Source organism: Stenotrophomonas sp. YJH_SMC_53, from assembly GCF_059369995.1.
On sequence record NZ_JCAFTF010000007.1, the window covers coordinates 44,116 to 64,942 of the forward strand.

A 20,827-nucleotide genomic window follows, 5' to 3' on the forward strand; every position below is an offset into this window, starting at 1 on the left:
AGCGGCGGTGCCCTGGTAGATGCCGACCTTGGTCGGCGCTGGGTTTCCCCGTGTGCCAACCAAGGTTGGCATCTACCAGAGCGGCCGGTTCCCGCTCCTGCCTGCGCTGCAGGCAGGACCTTCGTCCCATGCCACGGGCCGTGGGCGGTGCCATGATCGGGGTCTGCCTTCCCGGGAACCTGTGCTCGTGAAAACCCGTCTTGCCGTTGCCCTGTTGATCGCCCTGTCCGCCCCCACCGTGGCCCTGGCCGCTGCGCCCGCCGCCGCCGCCGCGCCCGCCAGCGTGGCCACCGAATCGCCCGCGGATGCCGCCTTCCGCGCGCTGTACGAGAAGGAATGGAAGTGGCGCCAGCAGGGAGGTGGTGAAGCCAGCGAGGACGAAGACGCCCCGGCCAACGCCACCCGCATGCCCGACATCGGCCCGGCCGCGCAGCAGGCACGCCTGAAGGTGTGGGACGAGACCCTGGCCGCACTGAAGAAGATCGACCCGAAGACCCTGTCGCCGGACAACCAGGTCAACTACGCGATCTATCGCGACCAGGTGTTCAACCTGGCCGAAGAGACGCGCCTGCGCGGCTACGAAATGCCGTTCAACGCCGATTCCTCGTTCTGGTCCAACCTGTCCTTCATGGCCCGGCGCGAGATGAAGACCGTGCAGGACTACCAGAACTACATCGCACGGCTGAACGATGTGCCGCGTTACTTCGGCCAGCAGACCGAGAACATGCGCGCCGGCCTGAAGCGCGGCTTCAGCGTGCCGCGCGCGGTGCTGGATGGCCGCGAAGTGTCCATCGCCACCGTCGCCGAACTGAAGGACCCGACCGAATCGCCGCTGTACGCGCCGTTCAAGAAGCTGCCCAACAGCATCCCGGCCGCCGAACAGGCCAGGCTGCAGGCGCAGGCGCGTGAAGCGATCAGCGGCAAGGTAGTGCCGGCGTTCCAGCAGCTGCGCACCTTCTTCGTCAACGAGTACGTGCCGCAGGCGCGCACCACCCTGGCCGCCGAAGCGATGCCCGATGGCAAGGCCTACTACAGGCAGCAGATCCACGAGTACACCACGCTGGACCTGTCGCCGGACGAGATCCACCGCATCGGCCTGGAGGAAGTCGCACGCATCCAGGGCGAGATGAACGACATCATCAAGCAGGTGAAGTTCAAGGGCAGCTTCGCCGAGTTCCTGACCTTCCTGCGTACCGATCCGCAGTTCTATGCGAAGACGCCGGAAGAGCTGCTGTCGCGCGCCGCGTGGATTTCCAAGCGGGCGGACGGCCAGCTCGGCAAGTACATGACGTTGCCGCGCGCGCGCTTCACCATCGTGCCGGTGCCACCGGACATTGCACCGTTCTGGACGGCCGGCCGCGGTGGCATGGGTACCTACTGGCTCAACACCTACAACCTGCCGTCGCGCCCGCTGTACAACCTGCCGGCGCTGACCCTGCATGAATCCGATCCGGGCCATTCGCTGCAGGGCGCGATCGCCGCCGAGCAGAAGAACCTGCCGGAGTTCCGCCGCAACGCCTACATCTCCGCCTATGGCGAAGGCTGGGCGCTGTACTGCGAGAAGCTGGGCGTGGAGATGGGCATCTACGAAACCCCGTACGAGGATTTCGGCCGCCTGACCTATGAGATGTGGCGCGCCGCGCGCCTGGTGATCGACACCGGCGTGCACAGCAAGGGCTGGACCCGCGAGCAGGCGCTGGCCTACCTGCGTGACCACACCGCGCTGAGCGAGCATGAAGTGACCACCGAAGTGGACCGCTACATTTCCTGGCCGGGCCAGGCGCTGAGCTACAAGCTGGGCGAGATCGCGATCGTGCGCCTGCGTGCGCAGGCCGAGAAGGAGCTGGGCGACAAGTTCGACATCAAGGGCTTCCACGACACTCTGCTCAAGCAGGGCTCGGTGCCGCTGCCGGTGCTGGAACAGCAGATCCAGGCCTACATCGCCGAGCGCAAGAAGGCCTGACCGTCGTGTGATCGGGTCAGAGCCCCGCCCGAAGGGCGGGGATCCGACCCTGTCACGGGGTCGGATCCCTTTCCCGTGGAAAGGGATCCGACCCCCAACCTCACCCCACCGCCCGCGGCTTGGCCACGCGTGCCGCAAACGTCGGCAGCACCAGCAGGGTCAGCACGGTGGCGGTGATCAGGCCACCGATCACCACCGTCGCCAGCGGTTTCTGCACTTCCGCGCCGGAGCCGCTGGCGATCGCCATCGGAATGAAGCCGACGATCGCCACAAGCGCCGTGGTCAGCACTGCTCGGATGCGGCTGGAGGCACCATTGATCGCCGCCTGCAGCGGCAGGTCGCCGGCATCCAGGCGTTCGCGGATCGCCTGCATCAGCACCAGGCCATTCAAGGTCGCCACGCCGGACACGGCGATGAAGCCGACCGCTGCCGATACCGAGAACGGCATGCCCCGCAGCAGCAGCGCGAGGATGCCGCCGACCAGCGCCAACGGCACGCAGCTGAACACCAGAATGGCTTCCTTGCCGCTGCGCAGGGCCATGAACAGCAGGCTGCCGATCAGCAGGAACACTACCGGTACCACCGTCGCCAGCCGCTTTTCCGCGCGCTGCAGGTTCTCGAACTGGCCACCCCAGGTCAGGTAGGCACCCGGCGGCAGTGCCACGTCGGCTACCGCGGCCTGCGCTTCGCCGACGAAGCCGCCCAGGTCGCGGCCACGCACGTTGGCCTGCACCACCACGCGGCGGCTGCCGTTGTTGCGGCTGATCTGGTTCGGCCCTTCGCTGACCGTGATGCGCGCAACCGACGACAGCGGAATCACCAACCCCGACGGCGTGGCGATCGGCAGCGATGCCAGCTGGTCCGGATCGTTGCGCGCGGCATCGTCCAGGCGCACCACCACGTTGAAGCGGCGGTCGCCTTCGAAGATCTTGCCCGCCGCAGTACCGCCGATGCCGGTGGACAGTGCATCACTCACATCCGCCGCAGTCAGCCCATACTGCGCCGCCGCCACATGATCGATCGCCACGTTCAGCGTGGGCAGGCCGGAGATCTGTTCCACCCGCACGTCGGCGGCACCGTCCACCGCACGCAGCTTCAGCGCCACCTGGTCGGCCACCTTCTGCAGCTGGCTGAAGTCATCGCCGAAGATCATTACGGCCAGGTCGGTACGCACGCCGGAAATCAGCTCGTTGAAGCGCAGCTCGATCGGCTGGCTGAACTCGAAACTGTTGCCCAGCTGCTGCCCGGCCAGCTTTTCGAAACGGGCCACCAGCGCGTCCTTGGCCAACTTCGGATCGGGCCAGTCCTTGCGTGGCTTCAGCACGATCACGCTGTCGGAGATGTTGGTCGGCATCGGATCGATCGCCGCCTCGGCGGTACCGGTACGCGAGAACACGGTCTCCACTTCCGGCTGCTTGGCAATCACCTTTTCCAACGCCAGTTGCATGGCCAGTGACTGCTCCAGCGACGTCGACGGCACGCGCAACGCCTGCATCGCCACGTTGCCTTCGTCCAGCGTCGGCATGAACTCGCGGCCCAGCAGCGAGAACGAGCCGATGCCCACCACCACCATCATCACCGCACTGGCCACTACCGTGCGCGGATGCGCCACGGCCTTGCGGATCACCGGCTCGATGCGCGCACGCAGCACGCGTATCAGCCTGGTCTCGTGCTCGCCGTCGTCCGCATGTGCATCGGCGTCCTTCAGCTTCGGCTCGCGCACCAGCAGCGCCGTCATCGCCGGCACGAAGGTGAAGGAGAACAGGAAGGCACCGACCAGGGCCAGCATGAAGGTCGCCGCCATCGGGTGGAATGTCTTGCCCTCCACACCTTCCAGGGTGAGGATCGGCGCGAACACCAGCAGGATGATCAGCTGGCCGAACGCCGCCGGGCGCGCCATCTTCAGCGCGGAATCGGCGGCCACGCGCAGCCGTTCCATCGCGGTGAGCGCCCGGCCCAGTTCGGCGCGGCGCTGGCCCAGCATCAGCAGCGTCGACTCGACCACGATCACCGCACCGTCCACCAGGATGCCGAAGTCCAGTGCACCCAGGCTCATCAGGTTGCCGCTGATGCCGAAGCGGTTCATGCCGATCACCGCGAACAGGAACGACAGCGGAATCACCAGCGCGGTGATGGTGGCCGCGCGCAGGTTGCCAAGCAGCAGGAACAGCACCACCACCACCAGCAGCGCGCCCTCGGTGAGGTTCCGGGCCACGGTCTTGATGGTGGAATTGACCAGCACACTGCGGTCCAGCACCGGTGCGGCCACGATGTCGGCCGGCAGCGACGTGTTCACCTGTTCCAGACGTGCGGCCGCGGCCTGCGCCACGGTGCGGCTGTTGCCACCGGCAATCATCAGCGCGGTGCCCAGCACGGCCTCGTGGCCATTGCGGCTGGCTGCACCCAGGCGCGGCGCGCGGCTCAGTTCCACGGTGGCTACATCGGCCACGCGCACCACCACGCCATTGCGGGTGGCCACCGGCGCCTGTGCAAGATCCTCGGTGGTCAGCGCCAGGCCATCGGCACGCACCACCAGGCCTTCGCCGGCACGCTGCACGAAGCCGGCGCCGGCCTGCACGTTGGAGCGCTGCAGGGCGGTAACCAGGTCGGCCAGGCCGAGGCCATGCGCGGCCAGTTTGGCGCTGTCCGGATGCACGCCGTATTCCTTGACGTAGCCGCCGACCGTATCCACACCGGCCAGCCCCGGGCTGGAGCGCATCTGCGGCGCGATGATCCAGTCCTGCACGGTGCGCAGGTAGGTCGCGCGCTCTTCCGGCGTGCGCAGCAGGTTGCCTTCCGGCGTGCGGTAGACCTCGCCGGCCTGCCAGCCGGCTTCACCGGGCTTGGCCAGCCTGGTCGGATCGAACGCGGTGAAGTCCACCGTCCACATCAGCACCTCGCCGAGGCCGGTGGTGACCGGCGACAGCATCGGCGACGCACCATCGGGCAGGTCTTCCGATGCCTCGCGCATGCGTTCGGCCACCTGCTGGCGGGCGAAGTAGATGTCGGTGGCATCGGTGAAGATCGCGGTGACCTGCGAGAAGCCATTGCGCGACAGCGAACGCGTGGTGGTCAGGCCGGGAATGCCGGCCAGCGCGGTTTCCAGCGGATAGGTCACCTGCCGTTCGATCTGCTCCGGGGTCAGCGCCGGGGCCACCGTGTTGATCTGCACTTGGCGGTTGGTGATGTCCGGCACGGCGTCGATCGGCAGCTTGCCCAGCTGGAACAGGCCCACGGCGGCGATCAGCGCCGCCATGAACACCACCAGCCAGCGGTGGCGCACCGCTGTTTCAATGATCAGCTTGAACATGATCGCCTCCTCAGTGGCCGTGCTCGGCTTCGCCCTTGGCCAGCTCGGCCTTGAGCAGGAAGGCGTTGGCACCGACGATGCGCTCGTTGCCGCTCAGGCCACCGAGGATCTCGATGCGGTCACCGGCACGGCGCCCGGCCAGCACCGGCTGCGCCTTGAAGCCACCTTCGACGGCGACGAACACCGCGCTGCTTCCATCGACGTTCTGCACCGCATCGGCGGGCACGCTGAGCGAGCCGTCCTGGCCTTCGGTGACCACCACGGCCGATACCGGCGAACCGGCCGGCGGCAGCGATGCATCCACCGGCGTGGCGCGGATCACTGCGACGCCGCCCTGCTGCCGTACATCGGCGGCCGAACCGGTGACGGTAGCGGTGAAGCTGCCACCCGGCACGCTCACTTCCAGCTTCATGCCGGGCATGACCTGTGCAGCCAGCGCTGGCGGTGCGGTGAACACCAGCTCGTTCATCGACGGGTCGGCGACGTCGGCCACCGCACTGCCGGCGGCGACCACACCGCCCGGTGTGACCTGCACGTTGCCGACGATGCCGGCCACCGGGCTGGTGATGCGCACGCGTCCACTGGCATCGGGCGCACCGTTGGCGGCGGCCTGTGCCTGTGCGGCAGCGGCCTGGGCCTGTGCCGCCAGCGAACGCGCACGCGAGGCTTCCAGCTCCTGGCGGGCGACCACGCCCTGGTCGACCAGTGCCTTGTCGCGGCCATAGGCCAGGCGTGCGGCCTCGGCTTCGGCGGATGCGGCCAGCGCATTGGCGCGGAACACCGCTGCCTCGCCACTGACCACGATGGCCAGCGCCTGGTTCTGTTTCACCGCCGTGCCCGGCGCGACCAGTACGCGCTCGACGCGGCCGGTCACGGTCGAGGCCACCGAGGCACGGGCACCGACCGAGGGTTCCACCCGACCGGCGAGGCGGGTGGAACCGCCACCGCCGCGACCGACGGCAACCACTTCGATACCGGACGCCTTGATCTGCTCAGGGGTCAGCGGTACCACGCCTTCATCGGTGTCTGCCGGCGTCTTCGCGGATTCGGCCTTGGCTTCCTTGCTGCCGGGCGCGTGGCCATGGCTGTCGTCGGTGCCGGCCTTGGTCGCAGCGGGGTCTTCATTGGCAGGTGTCTGCGCGTTGCCAGCGCAGCCGGCCAGCAGCACAGTCAGCAGCATGCCGCCGATCAGCGGAAAAGTACGGGAGAGAGTCATGGGGCCTCCACAAAGGGTGCGCGCCCTTCAAGGCGGGCAAGATCGATTTCCGCGCCGACGCGCGACAGGCGCGCATCCACGGCGGCGGCGCGGGCGGCGATAAGAGCGCTGCGCGTGCTGCGCAGTTCCAGCTGCGAGATGCGTCCGGCGTCGAAGCCGATGCGGGCCAGGCGATACGCCTCTTCGGCGGCGACCACGCTTTCATCGGCGGCGCGGGTTCGGCTGCCGGCGGCCTTCAAACCGGCCACGGCGGAGAGGCGTGCCGCCTCGCTGTCGCGGCGCTGCTGGTCCAGGCGCGCTTCGGCCGCGCGCTGATCGGCATTGGCGGCGCGGATGCCACCGCGGTTGCGGTCAAACAGCGGGATGCTGAGGCTGAGCCCGAGGTTGTAGGCACGCTCGCCGCCCTCGCGGAAGCGGGTCTGCGCGGCGGTGACGCTGAGGTCGGGCAGGGCGCGCTTGCGCTCCACCTCGACCAGTTTGCCCGCCGCATCGGCTTCGGCTTCAGCGATGCGCACCGCCAGTGCGGTATCGGTGGCCCCGCGTGGCAGCGGCGGCGCACGGTCGAGCAGGCTGTCGCCGATCGACTGCACCGGCGCATCCAGCAGTGCAGCACCGGCCAGGCGTGCCAGCGCGGCATCGCGGAAGGCTTGCGCTTCATCCAGCGCGGCGTTGGCGTTGGCCACTTCGCTCTGCGCCTGCACCGCGCGCAGTTGCGGTTCGCGGCCCTGCTTGACCATCGCGTTGACGGCGTTGGCGTCATCGCGGGTGAGGCTCAGTGCCTCTTCGGCCAGGGTGTAGCGGCGCAGTGCACTTTCCGCCTGTGCGTAGACCACCGCCAGCTGGCTGGCCACATCGCTGCGGCTCTGCGTGCCACGCAGGTTGGCCGCCTGTGCCTCGGCGCGGGCCGCACGGACGCGCGCGCCGCGCTGGCCCCAGACCTCCAATGGCTGGGACAGGGTAAGCACGCTGTCGGCCTTGCCCATGCCGCCATAGGAGCCGGTGCCCCAGGCGTTCTCGGCCGACCAGGACAGGGAAGGGTTGGGCAGTGCGCGGGCCTGGTCGGCGCGCGCGTCGGCGGCCTCGGCCAGCGCCGCACCGACGCGGGTGCCGGGCAGCTGGTCCAGGCGTTCAAGCAGGGTGTCGTAGGAAGGGGCGGCTTGCGCCATCACCGCTGCCGCCGGGGCCAGGCCCAGCAACACGGCGACGACCCGCCCGGCCGCACGCAGCGACCGAGGTGTCAGGATCGACATAGGGGGATTCCGGTTGTGAGTGAAACGGGAGCCCGCAATCGCGGGACGCGCTCAACTCACGCCCGGGGGGGACGCGTCAATTCATCCTGGGCGACCGCATAGGTCGCCGCGTCGCCGGCATTCATCCAGCGCGCCGGCAGCGGCGCACCGAAGGCGGCGAGGGTGCTGGCCGGCAGGCTCAGGTTGGAGTGGTGGCAGTGGTTGTGGCTGCAGGCACCGGCGTGCTTGCTGTCACTGTCACCCTCGGCATCGTTGGCGTTGCTTTCCACGTGCACCGCAGTGGTGTCGTGCGGTTCGACCGCGCAGGCCAGCACGTCGGCCACCGGCACGACCACGAACGCCGCCATCAGCAGCATCATCAGGTACGTACGCAGTTGGCGGATGATCCGGCGCATGGAAGGGAGGCTAGCAAGCGATTTTCGCCGGATACAATATCAATGGCCGCCTCGGGAATTCGTCGGAATCTCCCGTTCAGGTGGAGGGCCTGGGGGCATCCTGCCCTGGTGGGTGCGGACCTCCTGCCTTGGTGGGTGTCGACCTTGGTCGACACGCCTTTCGACCCCACCGCGTTGCCGGCCAGCGGCCGGCACTACCCGTATCACGGCAGCTTCGCGATCACCTTGATCTCGAACTGGAACCCATACAGCCAGGTCACACCGATACCGGTCAGGGTCGGGTGCGGCGCCTCGCCCCAGTACTCGGGCACGATCGCCCAGGCCTTCTCGAAGTTCTTCTCCGGATCGACCAGGAACACGGTCACGTCGATCACGTCATCGAACGTGCAGCCTGCGGCAGCCAACACCGCATTGAGATTCTCGAAGGCGCGGCGCACCTGGGTTTCGAAGTCCGGTTCGGGCGAGCCGTCCTCGCGGCTGCCGACCTGGCCGGAGACGAACAGGAAGCCGTTGGAACGGATCGCCGGCGAGTAACGGTTGCGCTCGTACAGGGCTTGGCGGCCGGCGGGGAAAACGACATCACGCTGTGTCATGGGGGAAGATCCCGTGGGAGAGAACGTCATCCTCCGTACCAGTGCTGTCTGGATAAACCGCGATGATCGGCCTAGATTGATTGCCAATCCCAAACAATCATGGCTGCCATGGACCGTTTCGAGGCAATGCGGGCCTTTGCCCGGGTAGTGGAAACCGGCAGCTTCACCCGCGCCGCGCAGACCCTGCAGATCAGCCGCACCACGGTCACCCAGCTGGTGCAGCAGCTGGAGGCGCGCCTGCGGTTGCGCCTGCTCAATCGCACCACGCGCCGGGTCAGCGTCACCGCCGACGGTGCGGCCTACTACCCGCGCATCGCCCGCCTGCTGGCCGAGCTGGAAGAGGTGGAGGGCGGGCTGGGCGACGCAGCCACCCAACCGCGCGGACGCCTGCGCGTGGATGTGCCTGGGCCGTACGCACGATTGCGGCTGGTGCCTACGCTGCCGGAGTTCCAGGCGCGCTACCCGGAGATCCAGCTGGACATCGGCGTCAGTGACCGCGAGGTCGATGTCATCGCCGACAACGTCGACTGCGTGATCCGTGGCGGCACCCCGGCCGACCCGGCGCTGGTGGCACGGCCGCTGGCTGCGCTGCCGATCGGTTTCCACGCCAGCCCCGGCTATGTGCAGCGTTTCGGCTTGCCGACCGATCCGCGCGCGCTGGAAGGGCCGGACCACCACATGGTCGGCTTCCTCAGCCCGCGCAGTGGCCGGGCGAGAGTATTCAGCGCACAGCGCGGCGATGAGCGCGTAGAAGTGCAGGGCCGCTACACGGTCGGTTTCGACGACGGCAACGCCTATCTGGCGGCGGCGCTGGCGGGGCTGGGCGTGGTCGCGCTGCCCAGCTACATGGCCGCGCCGCACGTGGCGCGCGGCGAATTGCTGCCGCTGCTGCAGGACTGGCGGCTTCCACCCATGCCGATGCATGTGATGTTCCCGCCGAACCGGCACATGAGCCAGCGGCTGCGGGTGTTCATCGATTGGGTGGTGGAAGCGTTGGGGTGATGCACACGCACCTGTAGAGCCGAGCCCACGCTCGGCTGCTTCTCGCTCCAACGCTCAAGGCCCGCGCTTCGCGCGTGAGCCGAGCACGGGTTCGTCTACAGGGAGGGCTTCCTGCTGCAGGCATGCGAAAATCATCGCGGCACGCAACAGGAACCATCGCCACGCATGAATCGCATCGTCGCACTGGACACCGAAACCACCGGCATCTCCCACCGCCTGGGGCACCGGGTGATCGAAATCGGTGCCGTCGAACTGATCGACGGCCAGCTCAGCGGCCGCCAGTTCCACACCTACCTGCAGCCGCAGCGCAAGGTGGACTGGGGCGCACAGCGCGTGCATGGCATCAGCGATGCGATGCTGGTGGGCAAACCGCTGTTCTCCAGCAAGGCCGCCGAACTGCTGGACTTCCTGCGCGGCAGCGAGATGGTCGCGCACAACGCCACCTTCGACGTGGGTTTCCTGGACAACGAGCTGCGCCTGGCCGGCATTCCCGGCACGCTGGCCCAGCACTGCCGCATCACCTGCAGCCTGAAGCTGGCGCGCGGGCGCTGGCCCGGCCAGGGCAACAAGTTGGACGATGTGCTGCAGCGCCTGCGCATCCCCGGCAACCGGGGCCTGCACGGTGCGCTCAAGGATGCCCATCTGCTGGCCCAGGTGATTCCGCACCTGCGCTGAGGCTTGCCCGCTGTTACATCGGCCGTAACCAGCGCTCGATCATCGCCACGCCACAGGCCACCCCGTCCTCATGGCTCATCGCCACGCCCAGGGCCGCCGCGCGTGCGCGTGTTGCGTCGGCTTCTGCGAAGGTGATGGCTGCTGCCAGCGTTGCTGCATCCAGTCGCTTCGGTGACAACGGTGCCGGTGCCACGCCCAACCGACACAGGCGATCGGCCCAGAAGAACTGATCCGCAGCGAACGGCATCACCAGCGAGGGAATGCCGGCGCGGCAGGCCGAATGCGTGGTGCCGCTGCCACCATGGTGGATGGCGAGTGCGCAATGCGGGAACAGTGCTTCGTGTGGCGTCGGGCCGAGCACGAACACATCTGCTGGCAGCGCACCCGTCGGCAATCCGGCCCACCCTGGAAACAGCAGCACCCGGCGCGGTGCCAGCGCCTGCAGCAGGGCCGGCAGTACGCGCTCGCGATCGAATCCGGTCATGCTGCCAAAGCCCAGATAGACCGGCGGCGGCCCGGCATCGAGGAAGGCCTGCAGATCGGCCGGGGGCGCCCAGGGCGCATCAGGAAGCCGCCATTGGCCACAGGCGATGTGGTCGGCCGGCCAGTCCGCCGGTGGCGGCAGCAGCTGCGGTGAGATGCCATAGAGCATCGGCAGGCCGGACCACAGCGCGCGGCGCGGCGATTGCCCCAACTGCTGGCGTGCCGCGTTGATCGGCCGGCGGAACTGGCGCCAGATCAGGCCGTTGACCCACCCGTAGCTGGCCCGGTTCAACCAGCCCGGCGAGCGTCCGGGCGGCAGGAACGGGGAGCGGAAGGCGCGCGTCGGGGTCAGCGGAATCATGCCGCTGCCGATGACGGGAATCCTGCGGCGTTCGCCCACGCTCATGCCGACGAAGGCCGCCAGGCCACCGGTCAGAATCGCATCGCAGCCTTCGGCGGCGGCATCGGCCTGGCGCATCCAGCCGCTGACATGCTGCAGTGCCATCCGTGCCAGGCCGGTACTGGCGGCGGCAACGCCGTTGCCACGCGAGACCAGTGCGACCACGTCGTCATGGATGTCACCTTCAAGGGCCGCGTGGGGCACATCCAGTGCCTGCGCGCTGCCCAGGGTGCCGCCATCGGCCAGCAGTGTCACCGCGTGGCCTGCGCCGATCAGCCCATGGCAGAGCATGGCCAGGGGACGTGTGTCGCCTTCGGTTCCGTAGGTCAGGGCCAGCAGCCGCATGGCAAGCTCCGCAGTGGTCCGGGCCAGTATGCCGGTTGGCGGAGTGCCCCCGGTCCTGCCGGTTCAGTCCCCGCCTGTGGGTAACTTGCGCAAGTGCTTGAACCGGTGCATAATGCGCGGCTCGCTGTGTCCGGTTTTCTACCGGGCGGCGTCCCCGGGAGCACGTCCCCGGCCGCCCAACGCCAGCGTAACCCTTTGATTCTCTTGACGTGTGGTGGGCAACCATCGAGGCCGCCGTCTCCCGGGCTACGGGCTGACAACTACTACTATCGAGGTGCGCAATGTCCCGCGTATGCCAGGTTTCCGGCAAGCGAGTGCAGACGGGTAACAACGTCTCGCACGCCAACAACAAGACCCGTCGTCGTTTCCTGCCGAATCTGCACGAGCGCCGTTTCTGGGTGGCCAGCGAGAACCGCTGGGTCAAGCTTCGTGTTTCCGCGCATGCACTGCGCACCATCGACAAGAACGGCATTGATTCCGTTCTGGCTGAGCTGCGTGCGCGCGGCGAAAAGGTCTGAGGAGTAAAGCATCATGGCAGGCAAGCGCGATAAGGTCCGTATGATTTCCTCGGCCGGTACCGGCCACTTCTACACCACGGACAAGAACAAGAAGAACACCCCGGGGAAGATGGAATTCCTGAAGTACGATCCGGTCGTGCGCAAGCACGTCCTGTACAAGGAAGGCAAGATCAAGTAATCCGCACGGATTGCTGATCCCCGCGAAGAAACCCGCCCTTGTGGCGGGTTTTTTCTTGCCCGGCATCCAGATGTGGGTGCCGACCGTTCGGGCATTGCCTGCATGGCGCTCAACGGCCGCCGCCATGCCGATTCGGTAGGACAGCTGTGCGAGGTGCCGGTGCGGCACTGAGCCATTCTGTAGAGCCGAGCCCACGCTCGGCTGCTCTGCGGTCGGGCCGAAAGGCAGTCGAGCATGGCTCGACTCTACAAAGGCCGCTGGGCAGAATGGCCCATCACCTCCCGACGGGCGACACGATGCTGTTCGAGTGGTTGCTGGGTTCCTACCTGCTGCTGATCGACTGGCTGATCCGGCTGGTCGCGCTGTGCTGGATTCCCACCCGCACCACGCCGGGGGCGGCGCGCAGCTGGCTGCTGCTGGTCGGCTTCGTGCCGCTGCTGGGCCTGCCGCTGTACCTGCTGTTTGGCCACCCGTGGCTGTCGCGCGAGCGCATCCGCCGCCAGGCCGAGGCCTCGCAGGTCATCCGCGAGGAACAGGCGCTGCAGCATCGCCTGCGCTGGACACCGCAGCCGGACACCGCCAGCGCCGAAATCGTGCCGCTGGTGCAGCGCCAGGGCGATTTCATGCCGGTGCACGGCAACGCCGTCGACCTGCTGACCGACTACGACGAATCGCTGCACACGCTGATTGCCGACATCGACCAGGCCGAAGACCGCGTGCACCTGCTGTACTACCTGATGTTCGATGACGCGGTCGGCGAGGCCATTGTCGAGGCCCTGCAGCGAGCGGCTGCACGCGGCGTGCAGTGCCGCGTGCTGCTCGACGCGGTGGGCGCCAAGCGCGGCCTGCGTGCCTATCGCAAGCGCCTGCAGGCGCGCGACATCGAGGTACGCGCGATGCTGCCCGGCGGCCTGCGCTGGCGCCGCAGCGGGCGCATGGATCTGCGCAACCATCGCAAGATCGCGGTGATCGACAACGAAGTGGCCTATGTCGGTTCGCAGAACCTGGCCGGCCCGCAGTTCGTGCCCGGCCACCCGAACCGCGAGCTGGTGGCGCGCGTGCGTGGCCCGGCAGTGGCGCACCTGGAAGCGGTGTTCGCCAGCGACTGGTACATGGAAACCGGCCAGCGCCTGGACGTGATCGCCGATGTGCCCGAGTGCAGCGACGACATCGCCACCCAGCTGCTGCCAAGCGGCCCGGCCTATCCGTACAGCAATGCGCGCGATGCGGTGGCGGCGCTGATCCACCTGGCACGGCGACGGCTGGTGATGGTCACGCCGTATTTCGTGCCTGACGAAGCTACGCTCAGCGCGTTGCGCATTGCGGCCTTGTCCGGTGTGCAGGTGCAGCTGATCCTCTCGGCCAGCAACAACCAGCGGCTGACCTCGTGGGCGCAGGAGGCGTACTACGACGAGCTGCTGCGCTGTGGCGTGCGCATCGCGCTGTACGAGCCGCAGTTCCTGCACGCCAAGCACATGAGCGTGGACGAGGACATCGCCGTGCTCGGCTCGATCAACATGGACATCCGCTCATTCGCGCTGAATGCCGAGGTCGGCCTGGTCTGCTACGACCGCGCGCTGGTGCAGCAGCTGTGTGCGATCGAGGATGGCTACCTGCGCGAGTCGCGGCAGCTGGACCTGCAGCAGTGGCGCAGCCGCCCCACGTGGCGGCGCAGCCGCGAAGGCATCGCACGGCTGGCCGATGCGTTGATGTGAGGCGGCGGCAATCGCCCGCTTCGGCAACCCGGCCCGTCATCGCCGATGGCCTACAATCGGCGCATGACTGATTCACCGCGTAATGGCGAACTGGACCTGGCAATCATCGGTGGTGGTGCGGCCGGGGTGCTGGTGGCGATCCAGGTACTGCGCCAAGCCAAGGCGCCACTGGCGTTGGCCATTCTCGAACCGGCTTCGCAGCTGGCCCAGGGCATCGCCTATGCCACGCCGTGGCCGGAGCACCTGCTGAACGTGCCGGCGGCGAAGATGAGTGCGTTTGCCGACCAGCCCGGCGATTTCCTCGACTACCTGATGGCCGCCAACGCCTACCCGGGCGAGGCGCGCGAGGTGCTGGGCGAGCGTTATGTATGCCGCCACTACTTTGCGGCCTACCTGCAGCAGCGCCTGCAGGAGGCCGCTGCGGCCAGCCCGGCGCAGCTGCAGGTGATCGCGCAGCCGGTGCTGGGCCTGCAGCCGGATGACCATGGCTACCGGCTGACACTTGGCGATGCCCAGACGCTGCACGCCGTGCAGGCGGTGCTCGCTACCGGCAACAGCATGCGGCCGCTGCCGGTGGCCGGTGCCGAGGCACTGCCCGCCGATGATGTGATCGAGGCCTGGGACTACGACGGCGTGCGTACCCTGGCCGGTGAGCAGGCCGTGGCCATCGTCGGCTCCGGCCTGAGCATGGCCGACACCGTGCTGGCGCTGGTTGCCGCCGGCCACACCGGCCCGCTGCACGTGATCTCGCGCCATGGCCTGCTGCCGCTTCCGCATGCGCATGGCGGCCTGCCCACGTTCGACCCGGCCACGCTGCTGCCGATGCGCCTGCGCCAGCGCCTGCGCGCATTGCGCGGGTTCGCTCGCCAGGCGCAGGCCGACGGGCTGCCGTGGCAGGGCGTGATGGACCGCATCCGTCCGCATGGACAGGCGCTGTGGTGCAGCCTCGACGCGGCCGACCAGCGCCGCTTCCTGCGCCATGTGGTGCGCTACTGGGACGTGCATCGCCACCGCATCGCCGAAGAGGTCGACGCACAGCTGCAGGCGCTGATCGAAAGCGGCCAACTGCGCATTCACCGGTCCCGCCTGCAACGCGTCGGCCGCGAAGGCGATGCCCTGCGGCTGTCGGGTCGCGATGCCAACGGCAATGAACAGCACTGGATGATCGGCGGCGTGGTCAACGCCACCGGCGTGGAAACCCGCGCCAGTGCGCTGCGCAATCCGTTGCTGCAGCAGCTGCAGGCCGAGGGCCTGGCACGCCCCGGCCCGCATGGGCTGGGCCTGGACAGCACGGTGCCGGGCGACCGCCTGCGTGCTGCCGGTGGCCAGCCGCAGGCACGGCTGGGCGTGCTCGGCAGCCTGCGCATCGGCAGCCTGTGGGAAAGCCTGGCGGTGCCTGAACTGCGCCAGCAGGCGCTGGCGCTGGCCAGCCAGGTGGTCGCAGGAGCCGCGACGGCGATGCCGTAAAATGGAGGCATGGATGTCTCCCACCTGCTTGATGGCCTGAACCCGGCCCAGCGCGAAGCCGTCTCCGCTCCCCCCGGCCACCACCTGGTGCTGGCCGGTGCCGGTTCCGGCAAGACCCGCGTACTCACCCACCGCATCGCCTGGCTGCATGAAGTCGATGGCGTGCCGACCCACGGCATTTTCGCGGTGACCTTCACCAACAAGGCGGCCGGCGAAATGCGCCACCGCATCGACGCCCAGCTGCCCCATGGCAGCCGTGGCATGTGGATCGGTACCTTCCACGGCCTGGCCAACCGCCTGCTGCGCCTGCACTGGCAGGACGCCAAGCTGCCAGAAGGCTTCCAGGTGATGGACTCGGACGACCAGCTGCGGCTGGTCAAGCGCGTGGTGCAGGCGCTGGAGCTGGACGACGGCAAGTACCCGCCCAAGCAGATCGCGTGGTGGATCAACGCGCAGAAGGACGAAGGCCGCCGCCCGCAGCACATCCAGCCCGAACCGCACGATGCGTGGCTGGAAACCATGCGCCAGGCCTACATCGAGTACCAGGCACGCTGCGACCGCGCCGGCCTGGTCGACTTCGCCGAGCTGCTGCTGCGCGCGCATGAACTGCTGCGCGACAACCCGGCGCTGCTGGCGCACTACCGCGCCCGCTTCCGCGAGATCCTGGTGGACGAGTTCCAGGACACCAACGCCATCCAGTACGCCTTCGTGCGCGTGCTGGCCGGCGATTCCGGCCACGTGTTCGTGGTCGGCGACGATGACCAGGCCATCTACGGCTGGCGCGGTGCCAAGGTCGAGAACGTGCAGGGCTTCCTGCGCGACTTCCCGGGCGCACAGACCATCCGCCTGGAGCAGAACTACCGCTCCACCGCCAACATCCTCGGCGCCGCCAACGCGGTGATCGCGCACAACCCGGACCGCATCGGCAAGCAGCTGTGGACCGACAGCGGCGACGGCGAGCCGATCGACCTGTATGCGGCGTACAACGAGATGGACGAAGCGCGTTACATCGTCGAGCGCGCCCGCCAGTGGGTGCGTGATGGTGGCAGCTACACCGAAGTGGCCGTGCTCTACCGCAGCAATGCGCAGTCGCGCGCGCTGGAAGAAGCGCTGCTGAGCGAACAGGTGCCGTACCGCGTGTATGGCGGCATGCGCTTCTTCGAGCGTGCCGAAATCAAGGATGCGCTGGCCTACCTGCGCCTGCTGTCCAACCGCAACGATGACGCCGCCTTCGAGCGCGCGGTCAACACGCCGACGCGTGGCATCGGCGACCGCACGCTGGACGAAGTGCGCCGCGAGGCGCGCGCGCAGGGCATTTCATTGTGGGAAGCCACCATGCTGGTCACCCAGGGCAGCGCGCTGGCCGCACGCGCGCGCAATGCACTGGCCGGCTTCCTGGGGCTGGTCAACGAGCTGCAGGCGCAGACCGTGCACATGACCCTGGCCGAGCGCGTGGACCACGTGCTGGCCCGATCGCAGCTGCGCGAGCACTGGAGCAAGGAAAGCCGCAACGCGCTGGACTCGGAATCGCGTACCGACAACCTCGACGAACTGGTCTCGGTGGCCTCGCGCTTCGTGCGCCGCGCCGACGACATCGAGGAAGTGGGCGAGGACATGGATGAGCTGGTTGCGTTCCTGGCTTACGCCGCGCTGGAGGCCGGCGAGGGCCAGGCGCAGGCGGGCGAGGACGGCGTGCAGCTGATGACCCTGCACTCGGCCAAGGGCCTGGAATTCCCGCTGGTGTTCCTGGCCGGCCTGGAGGAAGGCCTGTTCCCCAGCGCACGTTCGCTGGAGGAAAGTGGGCGTCTGGAAGAAGAGCGTCGGCTGGCCTACGTGGGCATTACCCGCGCGCGCCAGAAACTGGTGCTGAGCTATGCCGAATCGCGCCGCATCCACGGCCAGGATAACTACAGCCTGCCATCGCGCTTCCTGCGCGAGATTCCGCGTGAGCTGCTGCACGAAGTGCGCCCGAAGGTGCAGGTCTCGCGACCGGCCTCGATGGGCGCCAGCCGGGTGATGGGCCATGCCTCGATCGAAGCACCGCCGATCAAGCTCGGCGCGCTGGTTACCCATCCCAAGTTCGGCGAAGGCATGGTGACCGACTACGAAGGCAGCGGCGCCCACGCCCGCGTGCAGGTCGAGTTCGCCGACGCCGGCAGCAAGTGGCTGGTGATGGCCTACGCCAACCTGACGGTGATCTGATCACCGTCGAGGGGCGGGATACCTGTAGAGCCGAGCCTATGCTCGGCTGCTTGTACCGGGGAAAACCCAGCCGAGCATGGGCTCGGCTCTACAAACGCGGTCGGTCGTCAGCCGGTGGTGAACGTCTCTACGGCTGCCACCAACCGCGCTCGGTCCATCGCTTCTTCGTCCTGGCGGTTGCGGATCAATACGTAGTGACCTTCCTCCGGCGACAACACCTCGATCACCTCATTGCGATAGTTGGTGATCTCGATGAAGCCGCTGCTCACTCCGTTGAGGTTGTCGATCTCGGCCATCAACGTCTCCAGGCTCACGATGGCGCCGTCCTTGTCCGTTCCGCCGCCAGTGCGGGGATTGTCGAGGTACACGCTTATCTTCGGCTGCCTGGTCCTATGCCAGTTGTTGACGTCAACGATGTGATGTGTGGACCACCTGAAATCCTCTGCTGATTCGTTGCCGTTGAACTCACACCGGAAGATCGGCAGGCATAGGAACAGCTCCGTGCGCTTCTCGATCCGATTCAGAAGCCCGTGATAGGTGCTGGGAACCGCCATCGCATGAGTGAACCCATAGGCATTGGAAGGAATCTCGAAGATCGTTGGCCCATCATGTGAAAGATGGTGCGGTGCGTTCAGCACAACGCTGGTGGCGAATTCCGGATCATCGCCATTCTTGGACGCAATCGCGAGGTCATGTCCCTTGGCATTCCTCACGCAGCAATAGAGTACGTACGTCGCGACTACGTAACTGCTGAAGTAGCAGCCGTGGATTTCGGCCACCTCTCCGAACGTCGTTAACAGGTCATCCTTGGTGATCATGGGCATCTGGATGGTGGAAAAGCACATGATGGTCTGCTGAAGGTCTTCCGGCCATGCAACTTGTCTGAAAGCACCTGGATGGGGTCAGAGCCCCTTTCCGTTGGAAAAGGGATCCGACCCCGATACGCTGCAGCCATGACCCGCAACGTGCTCTTCCTCTGCAGCCAGAACCGCCTGCGCAGCCCCACCGCCGAGCGGGTATTTGCCGATTGGCCGGGCATCGAGACCGCCTCGGCCGGGCTGTTGGCCGACGCCGAGGAGGTGCTCAGCCCCGAGCTGCTGCAGTGGGCCGACCTGGTGTTCGTGATGGAGAAGGCGCATCGCAACCGGTTGTCCAGCCGCTACAAGGCCTGGTTGAACGGCAAGCGGGTGATCTGCCTGGATATTCCCGACGACTACGACTACATGGACCCGGTGCTGGTCGAGCTGCTCAAGCGCAAGGTGGCGCCGTTCCTGCGCTGACGGGCTGTTGTAGAGCCGAGCCCACGCTCGGCTGCTTCTGGCTGGAAGAACAGCCGAGCATGGGCTCGGCTCTACAGGGGTGCGCAAAGGGCAGTCGAGCAAGCTATGCCGGTCGTCCTGACCGGCACCCCTTCGGGCCGTCGCAAGCGACGTTGGCAGCGGCTCCTGCCGCTACCTTCGGCTCTACAATAGGCGGCACTTCTTCCAGGAACGCCCCCATGACCGAACCCGCGCTGCACGTCACCGTGACGTTGAATGCCCGGCTGCAGCCCGAACATCGCCACGAGCTGTTCGAAGACCCGCTCGATGCGCTGCTGCAGGCGGCCAATGTCGGCGAGATCACCGGTGGCGGCACCGCGATGTCCGACGACGGCGAGGTCGAATACGGCGATATCGAAGTGGCACTGGTCGACGTGGCCGGGGTGCCCAAGCTGATCGACCTGCTGGAGCAGCTGGGTGCGCCGAAGGGGTCGAAGATCCAGGGGGCAGGCGAAGCTGATCGCAGCTTCGGCGTGACCGAGGGCCTGGGCATCTACCTGGATGGCCTGAACCTGCCGGACGAGGTCTACGAACAGTGCGATTCCAACCACGTATTCGAGCAGCTGTCCGGGAACATCGATGGCCTGGGCGAGATCTGCAGCTGGTGGCAGGGCCCGACCGAAACCGCACTGTACATGTACGGCGAATCGTTCGAGGCGATGCGTGATGCGATTGCCGAATTCGTGTCCAGTTATCCGCTGTGCCAGAACGCACGCGTGGTGCAGATCGCCTGAGCGACATTGTTGTGGAGCCGAGCATGGGCTCGGCTCTACAGAAGTGGGCCGGCCGAGCGCGTCCCTCGGACCACGCGACGGTGCGCACGGGCCCCTGCACAGCGCCGGATTGATCCTGCTCAAGGCGCCGCCTCCACATCCGGTGTGCAATGGTGGCGTTCCCATCTGGCAGACCGCCACGGAGCCCCACCATGTACAAGCGCATCCTGATTGCCACCGACGGGTCCGAGCTGGCCGACAAGGGCCTGGCCAAGGGCCTGGAGCTGGCCAAGGACCTCAACGCCGAGGTCGATATCGTGACTGTCTCCGAGCCGTGGGCCGTCGGCATGTACGACGCCATGGGCTGGAGCGTGGGCTACATGAACAGCCCGGAATACAAGGCCGACCGCGAGGAAGGCGCGCAGAAGGTGCTGCAGCCGGCGCTGGCCAAGGCCGCCGAGCAGGGCATCACCGCCAACCCGGTGCACGTGCTGGACCGCTACGCGGCCGACGGCATCATCGAGACGGCGGCCGAGCGCAACAGCGACCTGATCGTGATGACCTCGCACGGCCGCCGTGGCGTGACCCGCGTGCTGCTGGGCAGCCAGACTGCCGAGGTGCTGGCACGCAGCACGCTGCCGGTACTGGTCATCCGCTGATCCATACCCGCAGATTCAAGCGTTCCCGGGGAGGGACCCGACGCCGGCCGCAGGATGCGCGCCGGCGTTGTTTTTTTGTGGAGCCGGGCTCGCTGGGGTCAGAGCCCTTTCCCGAGGAAAGGAATCCGACCCGGTCACCTCACCAGCTGTACAGCTTCCAGTAGACCGGCGAGACACCGTCCTTGTCGTTGTCCATGCGGCCGTCGCCGTTCTTGTCATACATGTAGAACGGGGCACCGCGCGACGGGGTCACCTTGACCATGCGCAGCTGGCCGGACACACGGTACTCCTCGATGGTGTCACCGTTGTCCATGGTGCGCCTGGACACATCCGCGCCCTTGACGTCCACCGGGGGAGCACCCGCGCCACCCATGCTGGCGCAGCCAGCGATCAGGAGCAGGGAAGCCAGCATCAGGGTCTTCAT

19 protein-coding genes are annotated in these 20,827 nt (G+C 67.4%); 11 read left to right on the forward strand and 8 right to left on the reverse strand.

The window, feature by feature from the left end; translation table 11 throughout:
* The first annotated feature begins 187 nt into the window (after window positions 1-187).
* Entirely contained in the window at window positions 188-1,963 is a 1,776-nt protein-coding gene (locus AC5P7X_RS12545) for a DUF885 domain-containing protein (protein WP_053498812.1), read from the forward strand.
* 100 nt (window positions 1,964-2,063) lie between these two features.
* On the opposite strand, the gene AC5P7X_RS12550 is transcribed toward AC5P7X_RS12545, so the two are convergent.
* From AC5P7X_RS12550 to AC5P7X_RS12570, 5 genes are all read right to left on the reverse strand, one after another.
* Window positions 2,064-5,273, reverse strand: coding sequence for an efflux RND transporter permease subunit (locus tag AC5P7X_RS12550; protein WP_495214918.1), 3,210 nt, complete (start codon window positions 5,271-5,273; stop codon window positions 2,064-2,066).
* 10 nt (window positions 5,274-5,283) lie between these two features.
* Complete coding sequence (locus tag AC5P7X_RS12555; protein WP_111128566.1) at window positions 5,284-6,489, reverse strand: efflux RND transporter periplasmic adaptor subunit; 1,206 nt, start codon at window positions 6,487-6,489, stop codon at window positions 5,284-5,286.
* Entirely contained in the window at window positions 6,486-7,739 is a 1,254-nt protein-coding gene (locus AC5P7X_RS12560; RefSeq protein ID WP_346607696.1) for a TolC family protein, read from the reverse strand. Before AC5P7X_RS12560 ends, AC5P7X_RS12555 begins: the two co-directional genes overlap by 4 nt.
* A 56-nt stretch (window positions 7,740-7,795) precedes the next feature.
* Window positions 7,796-8,134 (reverse strand): hypothetical protein, encoded by a 339-nt coding sequence (locus tag AC5P7X_RS12565; protein ID WP_206620066.1) that lies wholly within the window; start codon window positions 8,132-8,134, stop codon window positions 7,796-7,798.
* A gap of 203 nt (window positions 8,135-8,337) precedes the next feature.
* Complete coding sequence (locus AC5P7X_RS12570) at window positions 8,338-8,727, reverse strand: RidA family protein (RefSeq protein ID WP_206620065.1); 390 nt, start codon at window positions 8,725-8,727, stop codon at window positions 8,338-8,340.
* A 108-nt stretch (window positions 8,728-8,835) separates the two neighbouring features.
* Here AC5P7X_RS12570 and AC5P7X_RS12575 point away from each other — a divergent pair, with 108 nt between their 5' ends.
* Together AC5P7X_RS12575 and dnaQ are read left to right on the forward strand one after the other, a co-directional pair.
* Window positions 8,836-9,729, forward strand: a complete 894-nt coding sequence (locus AC5P7X_RS12575) for a LysR family transcriptional regulator (RefSeq protein WP_495214919.1) — start codon at window positions 8,836-8,838, stop codon at window positions 9,727-9,729.
* A gap of 165 nt (window positions 9,730-9,894) precedes the next feature.
* Entirely contained in the window at window positions 9,895-10,404 is a 510-nt protein-coding gene (gene dnaQ / locus AC5P7X_RS12580) for a DNA polymerase III subunit epsilon (protein WP_005420353.1), read from the forward strand.
* A gap of 13 nt (window positions 10,405-10,417) precedes the next feature.
* On the opposite strand, the gene AC5P7X_RS12585 is transcribed toward dnaQ, so the two are convergent.
* Complete coding sequence (locus AC5P7X_RS12585) at window positions 10,418-11,632, reverse strand: glycosyltransferase (RefSeq protein ID WP_495214920.1); 1,215 nt, start codon at window positions 11,630-11,632, stop codon at window positions 10,418-10,420.
* 281 nt (window positions 11,633-11,913) lie between these two features.
* On the opposite strand from AC5P7X_RS12585, the gene rpmB reads away from it, so the two are divergent.
* The 5 genes from rpmB (at window position 11,914) to uvrD (ending at window position 17,712) form a co-directional block, all read left to right on the forward strand.
* Window positions 11,914-12,150, forward strand: a complete 237-nt coding sequence (rpmB, locus tag AC5P7X_RS12590; RefSeq protein ID WP_005411638.1) for a 50S ribosomal protein L28 — start codon at window positions 11,914-11,916, stop codon at window positions 12,148-12,150.
* A gap of 10 nt (window positions 12,151-12,160) precedes the next feature.
* The gene (rpmG, locus tag AC5P7X_RS12595; protein ID WP_169411268.1) at window positions 12,161-12,328 is read left to right on the forward strand and encodes a 50S ribosomal protein L33; all 168 of its coding nucleotides are present in this window, start codon (window positions 12,161-12,163) and stop codon (window positions 12,326-12,328) included.
* A 296-nt stretch (window positions 12,329-12,624) separates the two neighbouring features.
* The gene (cls, locus tag AC5P7X_RS12600) at window positions 12,625-14,043 is read left to right on the forward strand and encodes a cardiolipin synthase (RefSeq protein ID WP_495215024.1); all 1,419 of its coding nucleotides are present in this window, start codon (window positions 12,625-12,627) and stop codon (window positions 14,041-14,043) included.
* A 45-nt stretch (window positions 14,044-14,088) separates the two neighbouring features.
* On the forward strand, window positions 14,089-15,510 hold the full coding sequence (locus AC5P7X_RS12605; protein ID WP_495214922.1) for an FAD/NAD(P)-binding protein: 1,422 nt from the start codon (window positions 14,089-14,091) through the stop codon (window positions 15,508-15,510).
* A 9-nt stretch (window positions 15,511-15,519) separates the two neighbouring features.
* Window positions 15,520-17,712 (forward strand): DNA helicase II, encoded by a 2,193-nt coding sequence (gene uvrD, locus AC5P7X_RS12610; protein WP_171957724.1) that lies wholly within the window; start codon window positions 15,520-15,522, stop codon window positions 17,710-17,712.
* Window positions 17,713-17,819: 107 nt separating this feature from the next.
* Here the strand turns inward: uvrD and AC5P7X_RS12615 are convergent, their stop codons facing one another.
* Window positions 17,820-18,530 carry a hypothetical protein gene (locus tag AC5P7X_RS12615; RefSeq protein WP_495214923.1) on the reverse strand — a complete coding sequence of 237 codons (711 nt, stop codon included), beginning with the start codon at window positions 18,528-18,530 and terminating at the stop codon, window positions 17,820-17,822.
* A gap of 135 nt (window positions 18,531-18,665) precedes the next feature.
* Between AC5P7X_RS12615 and AC5P7X_RS12620 the strand changes: the two genes are divergently transcribed.
* From AC5P7X_RS12620 to AC5P7X_RS12630, 3 genes are all read left to right on the forward strand, one after another.
* The gene (locus tag AC5P7X_RS12620) at window positions 18,666-18,992 is read left to right on the forward strand and encodes a low molecular weight protein tyrosine phosphatase family protein (protein ID WP_197598738.1); all 327 of its coding nucleotides are present in this window, start codon (window positions 18,666-18,668) and stop codon (window positions 18,990-18,992) included.
* Between the two features lie 218 nt (window positions 18,993-19,210).
* Entirely contained in the window at window positions 19,211-19,765 is a 555-nt protein-coding gene (locus AC5P7X_RS12625; protein ID WP_053498326.1) for a hypothetical protein, read from the forward strand.
* 191 nt (window positions 19,766-19,956) lie between these two features.
* A complete protein-coding gene (locus AC5P7X_RS12630; RefSeq protein ID WP_005420335.1) occupies window positions 19,957-20,403 on the forward strand; it encodes a universal stress protein in 447 nt (148 codons plus the stop codon).
* 139 nt (window positions 20,404-20,542) lie between these two features.
* Here the strand turns inward: AC5P7X_RS12630 and AC5P7X_RS12635 are convergent, their stop codons facing one another.
* Entirely contained in the window at window positions 20,543-20,827 is a 285-nt protein-coding gene (locus AC5P7X_RS12635; protein ID WP_495214924.1) for a DUF2782 domain-containing protein, read from the reverse strand.

Coding starts and splice junctions, on each gene's coding strand:
- AC5P7X_RS12550 (WP_495214918.1), bottom strand. CDS start 5,273: ATGTTCAAGCTGATCATTGAAACAGCGGTGCGCCACCGCTGGCTGGTG.
- AC5P7X_RS12555 (WP_111128566.1), bottom strand. CDS start 6,489: ATGACTCTCTCCCGTACTTTTCCGCTGATCGGCGGCATGCTGCTGACT.
- AC5P7X_RS12560 (WP_346607696.1), bottom strand. CDS start 7,739: ATGTCGATCCTGACACCTCGGTCGCTGCGTGCGGCCGGGCGGGTCGTC.
- AC5P7X_RS12565 (WP_206620066.1), bottom strand. CDS start 8,134: ATGCGCCGGATCATCCGCCAACTGCGTACGTACCTGATGATGCTGCTG.
- AC5P7X_RS12570 (WP_206620065.1), bottom strand. CDS start 8,727: ATGACACAGCGTGATGTCGTTTTCCCCGCCGGCCGCCAAGCCCTGTAC.
- AC5P7X_RS12575 (WP_495214919.1), top strand. CDS start 8,836: ATGGACCGTTTCGAGGCAATGCGGGCCTTTGCCCGGGTAGTGGAAACC.
- dnaQ (WP_005420353.1), top strand. CDS start 9,895: ATGAATCGCATCGTCGCACTGGACACCGAAACCACCGGCATCTCCCAC.
- AC5P7X_RS12585 (WP_495214920.1), bottom strand. CDS start 11,632: ATGCGGCTGCTGGCCCTGACCTACGGAACCGAAGGCGACACACGTCCC.
- rpmB (WP_005411638.1), top strand. CDS start 11,914: ATGTCCCGCGTATGCCAGGTTTCCGGCAAGCGAGTGCAGACGGGTAAC.
- cls (WP_495215024.1), top strand. CDS start 12,625: ATGCTGTTCGAGTGGTTGCTGGGTTCCTACCTGCTGCTGATCGACTGG.
- AC5P7X_RS12605 (WP_495214922.1), top strand. CDS start 14,089: ATGGCCTACAATCGGCGCATGACTGATTCACCGCGTAATGGCGAACTG.
- uvrD (WP_171957724.1), top strand. CDS start 15,520: ATGGATGTCTCCCACCTGCTTGATGGCCTGAACCCGGCCCAGCGCGAA.
- AC5P7X_RS12615 (WP_495214923.1), bottom strand. CDS start 18,530: ATGATCACCAAGGATGACCTGTTAACGACGTTCGGAGAGGTGGCCGAA.
- AC5P7X_RS12620 (WP_197598738.1), top strand. CDS start 18,666: ATGACCCGCAACGTGCTCTTCCTCTGCAGCCAGAACCGCCTGCGCAGC.
- AC5P7X_RS12625 (WP_053498326.1), top strand. CDS start 19,211: ATGACCGAACCCGCGCTGCACGTCACCGTGACGTTGAATGCCCGGCTG.
- AC5P7X_RS12630 (WP_005420335.1), top strand. CDS start 19,957: ATGTACAAGCGCATCCTGATTGCCACCGACGGGTCCGAGCTGGCCGAC.
- AC5P7X_RS12635 (WP_495214924.1), bottom strand. CDS start 20,827: ATGAAGACCCTGATGCTGGCTTCCCTGCTCCTGATCGCTGGCTGCGCC.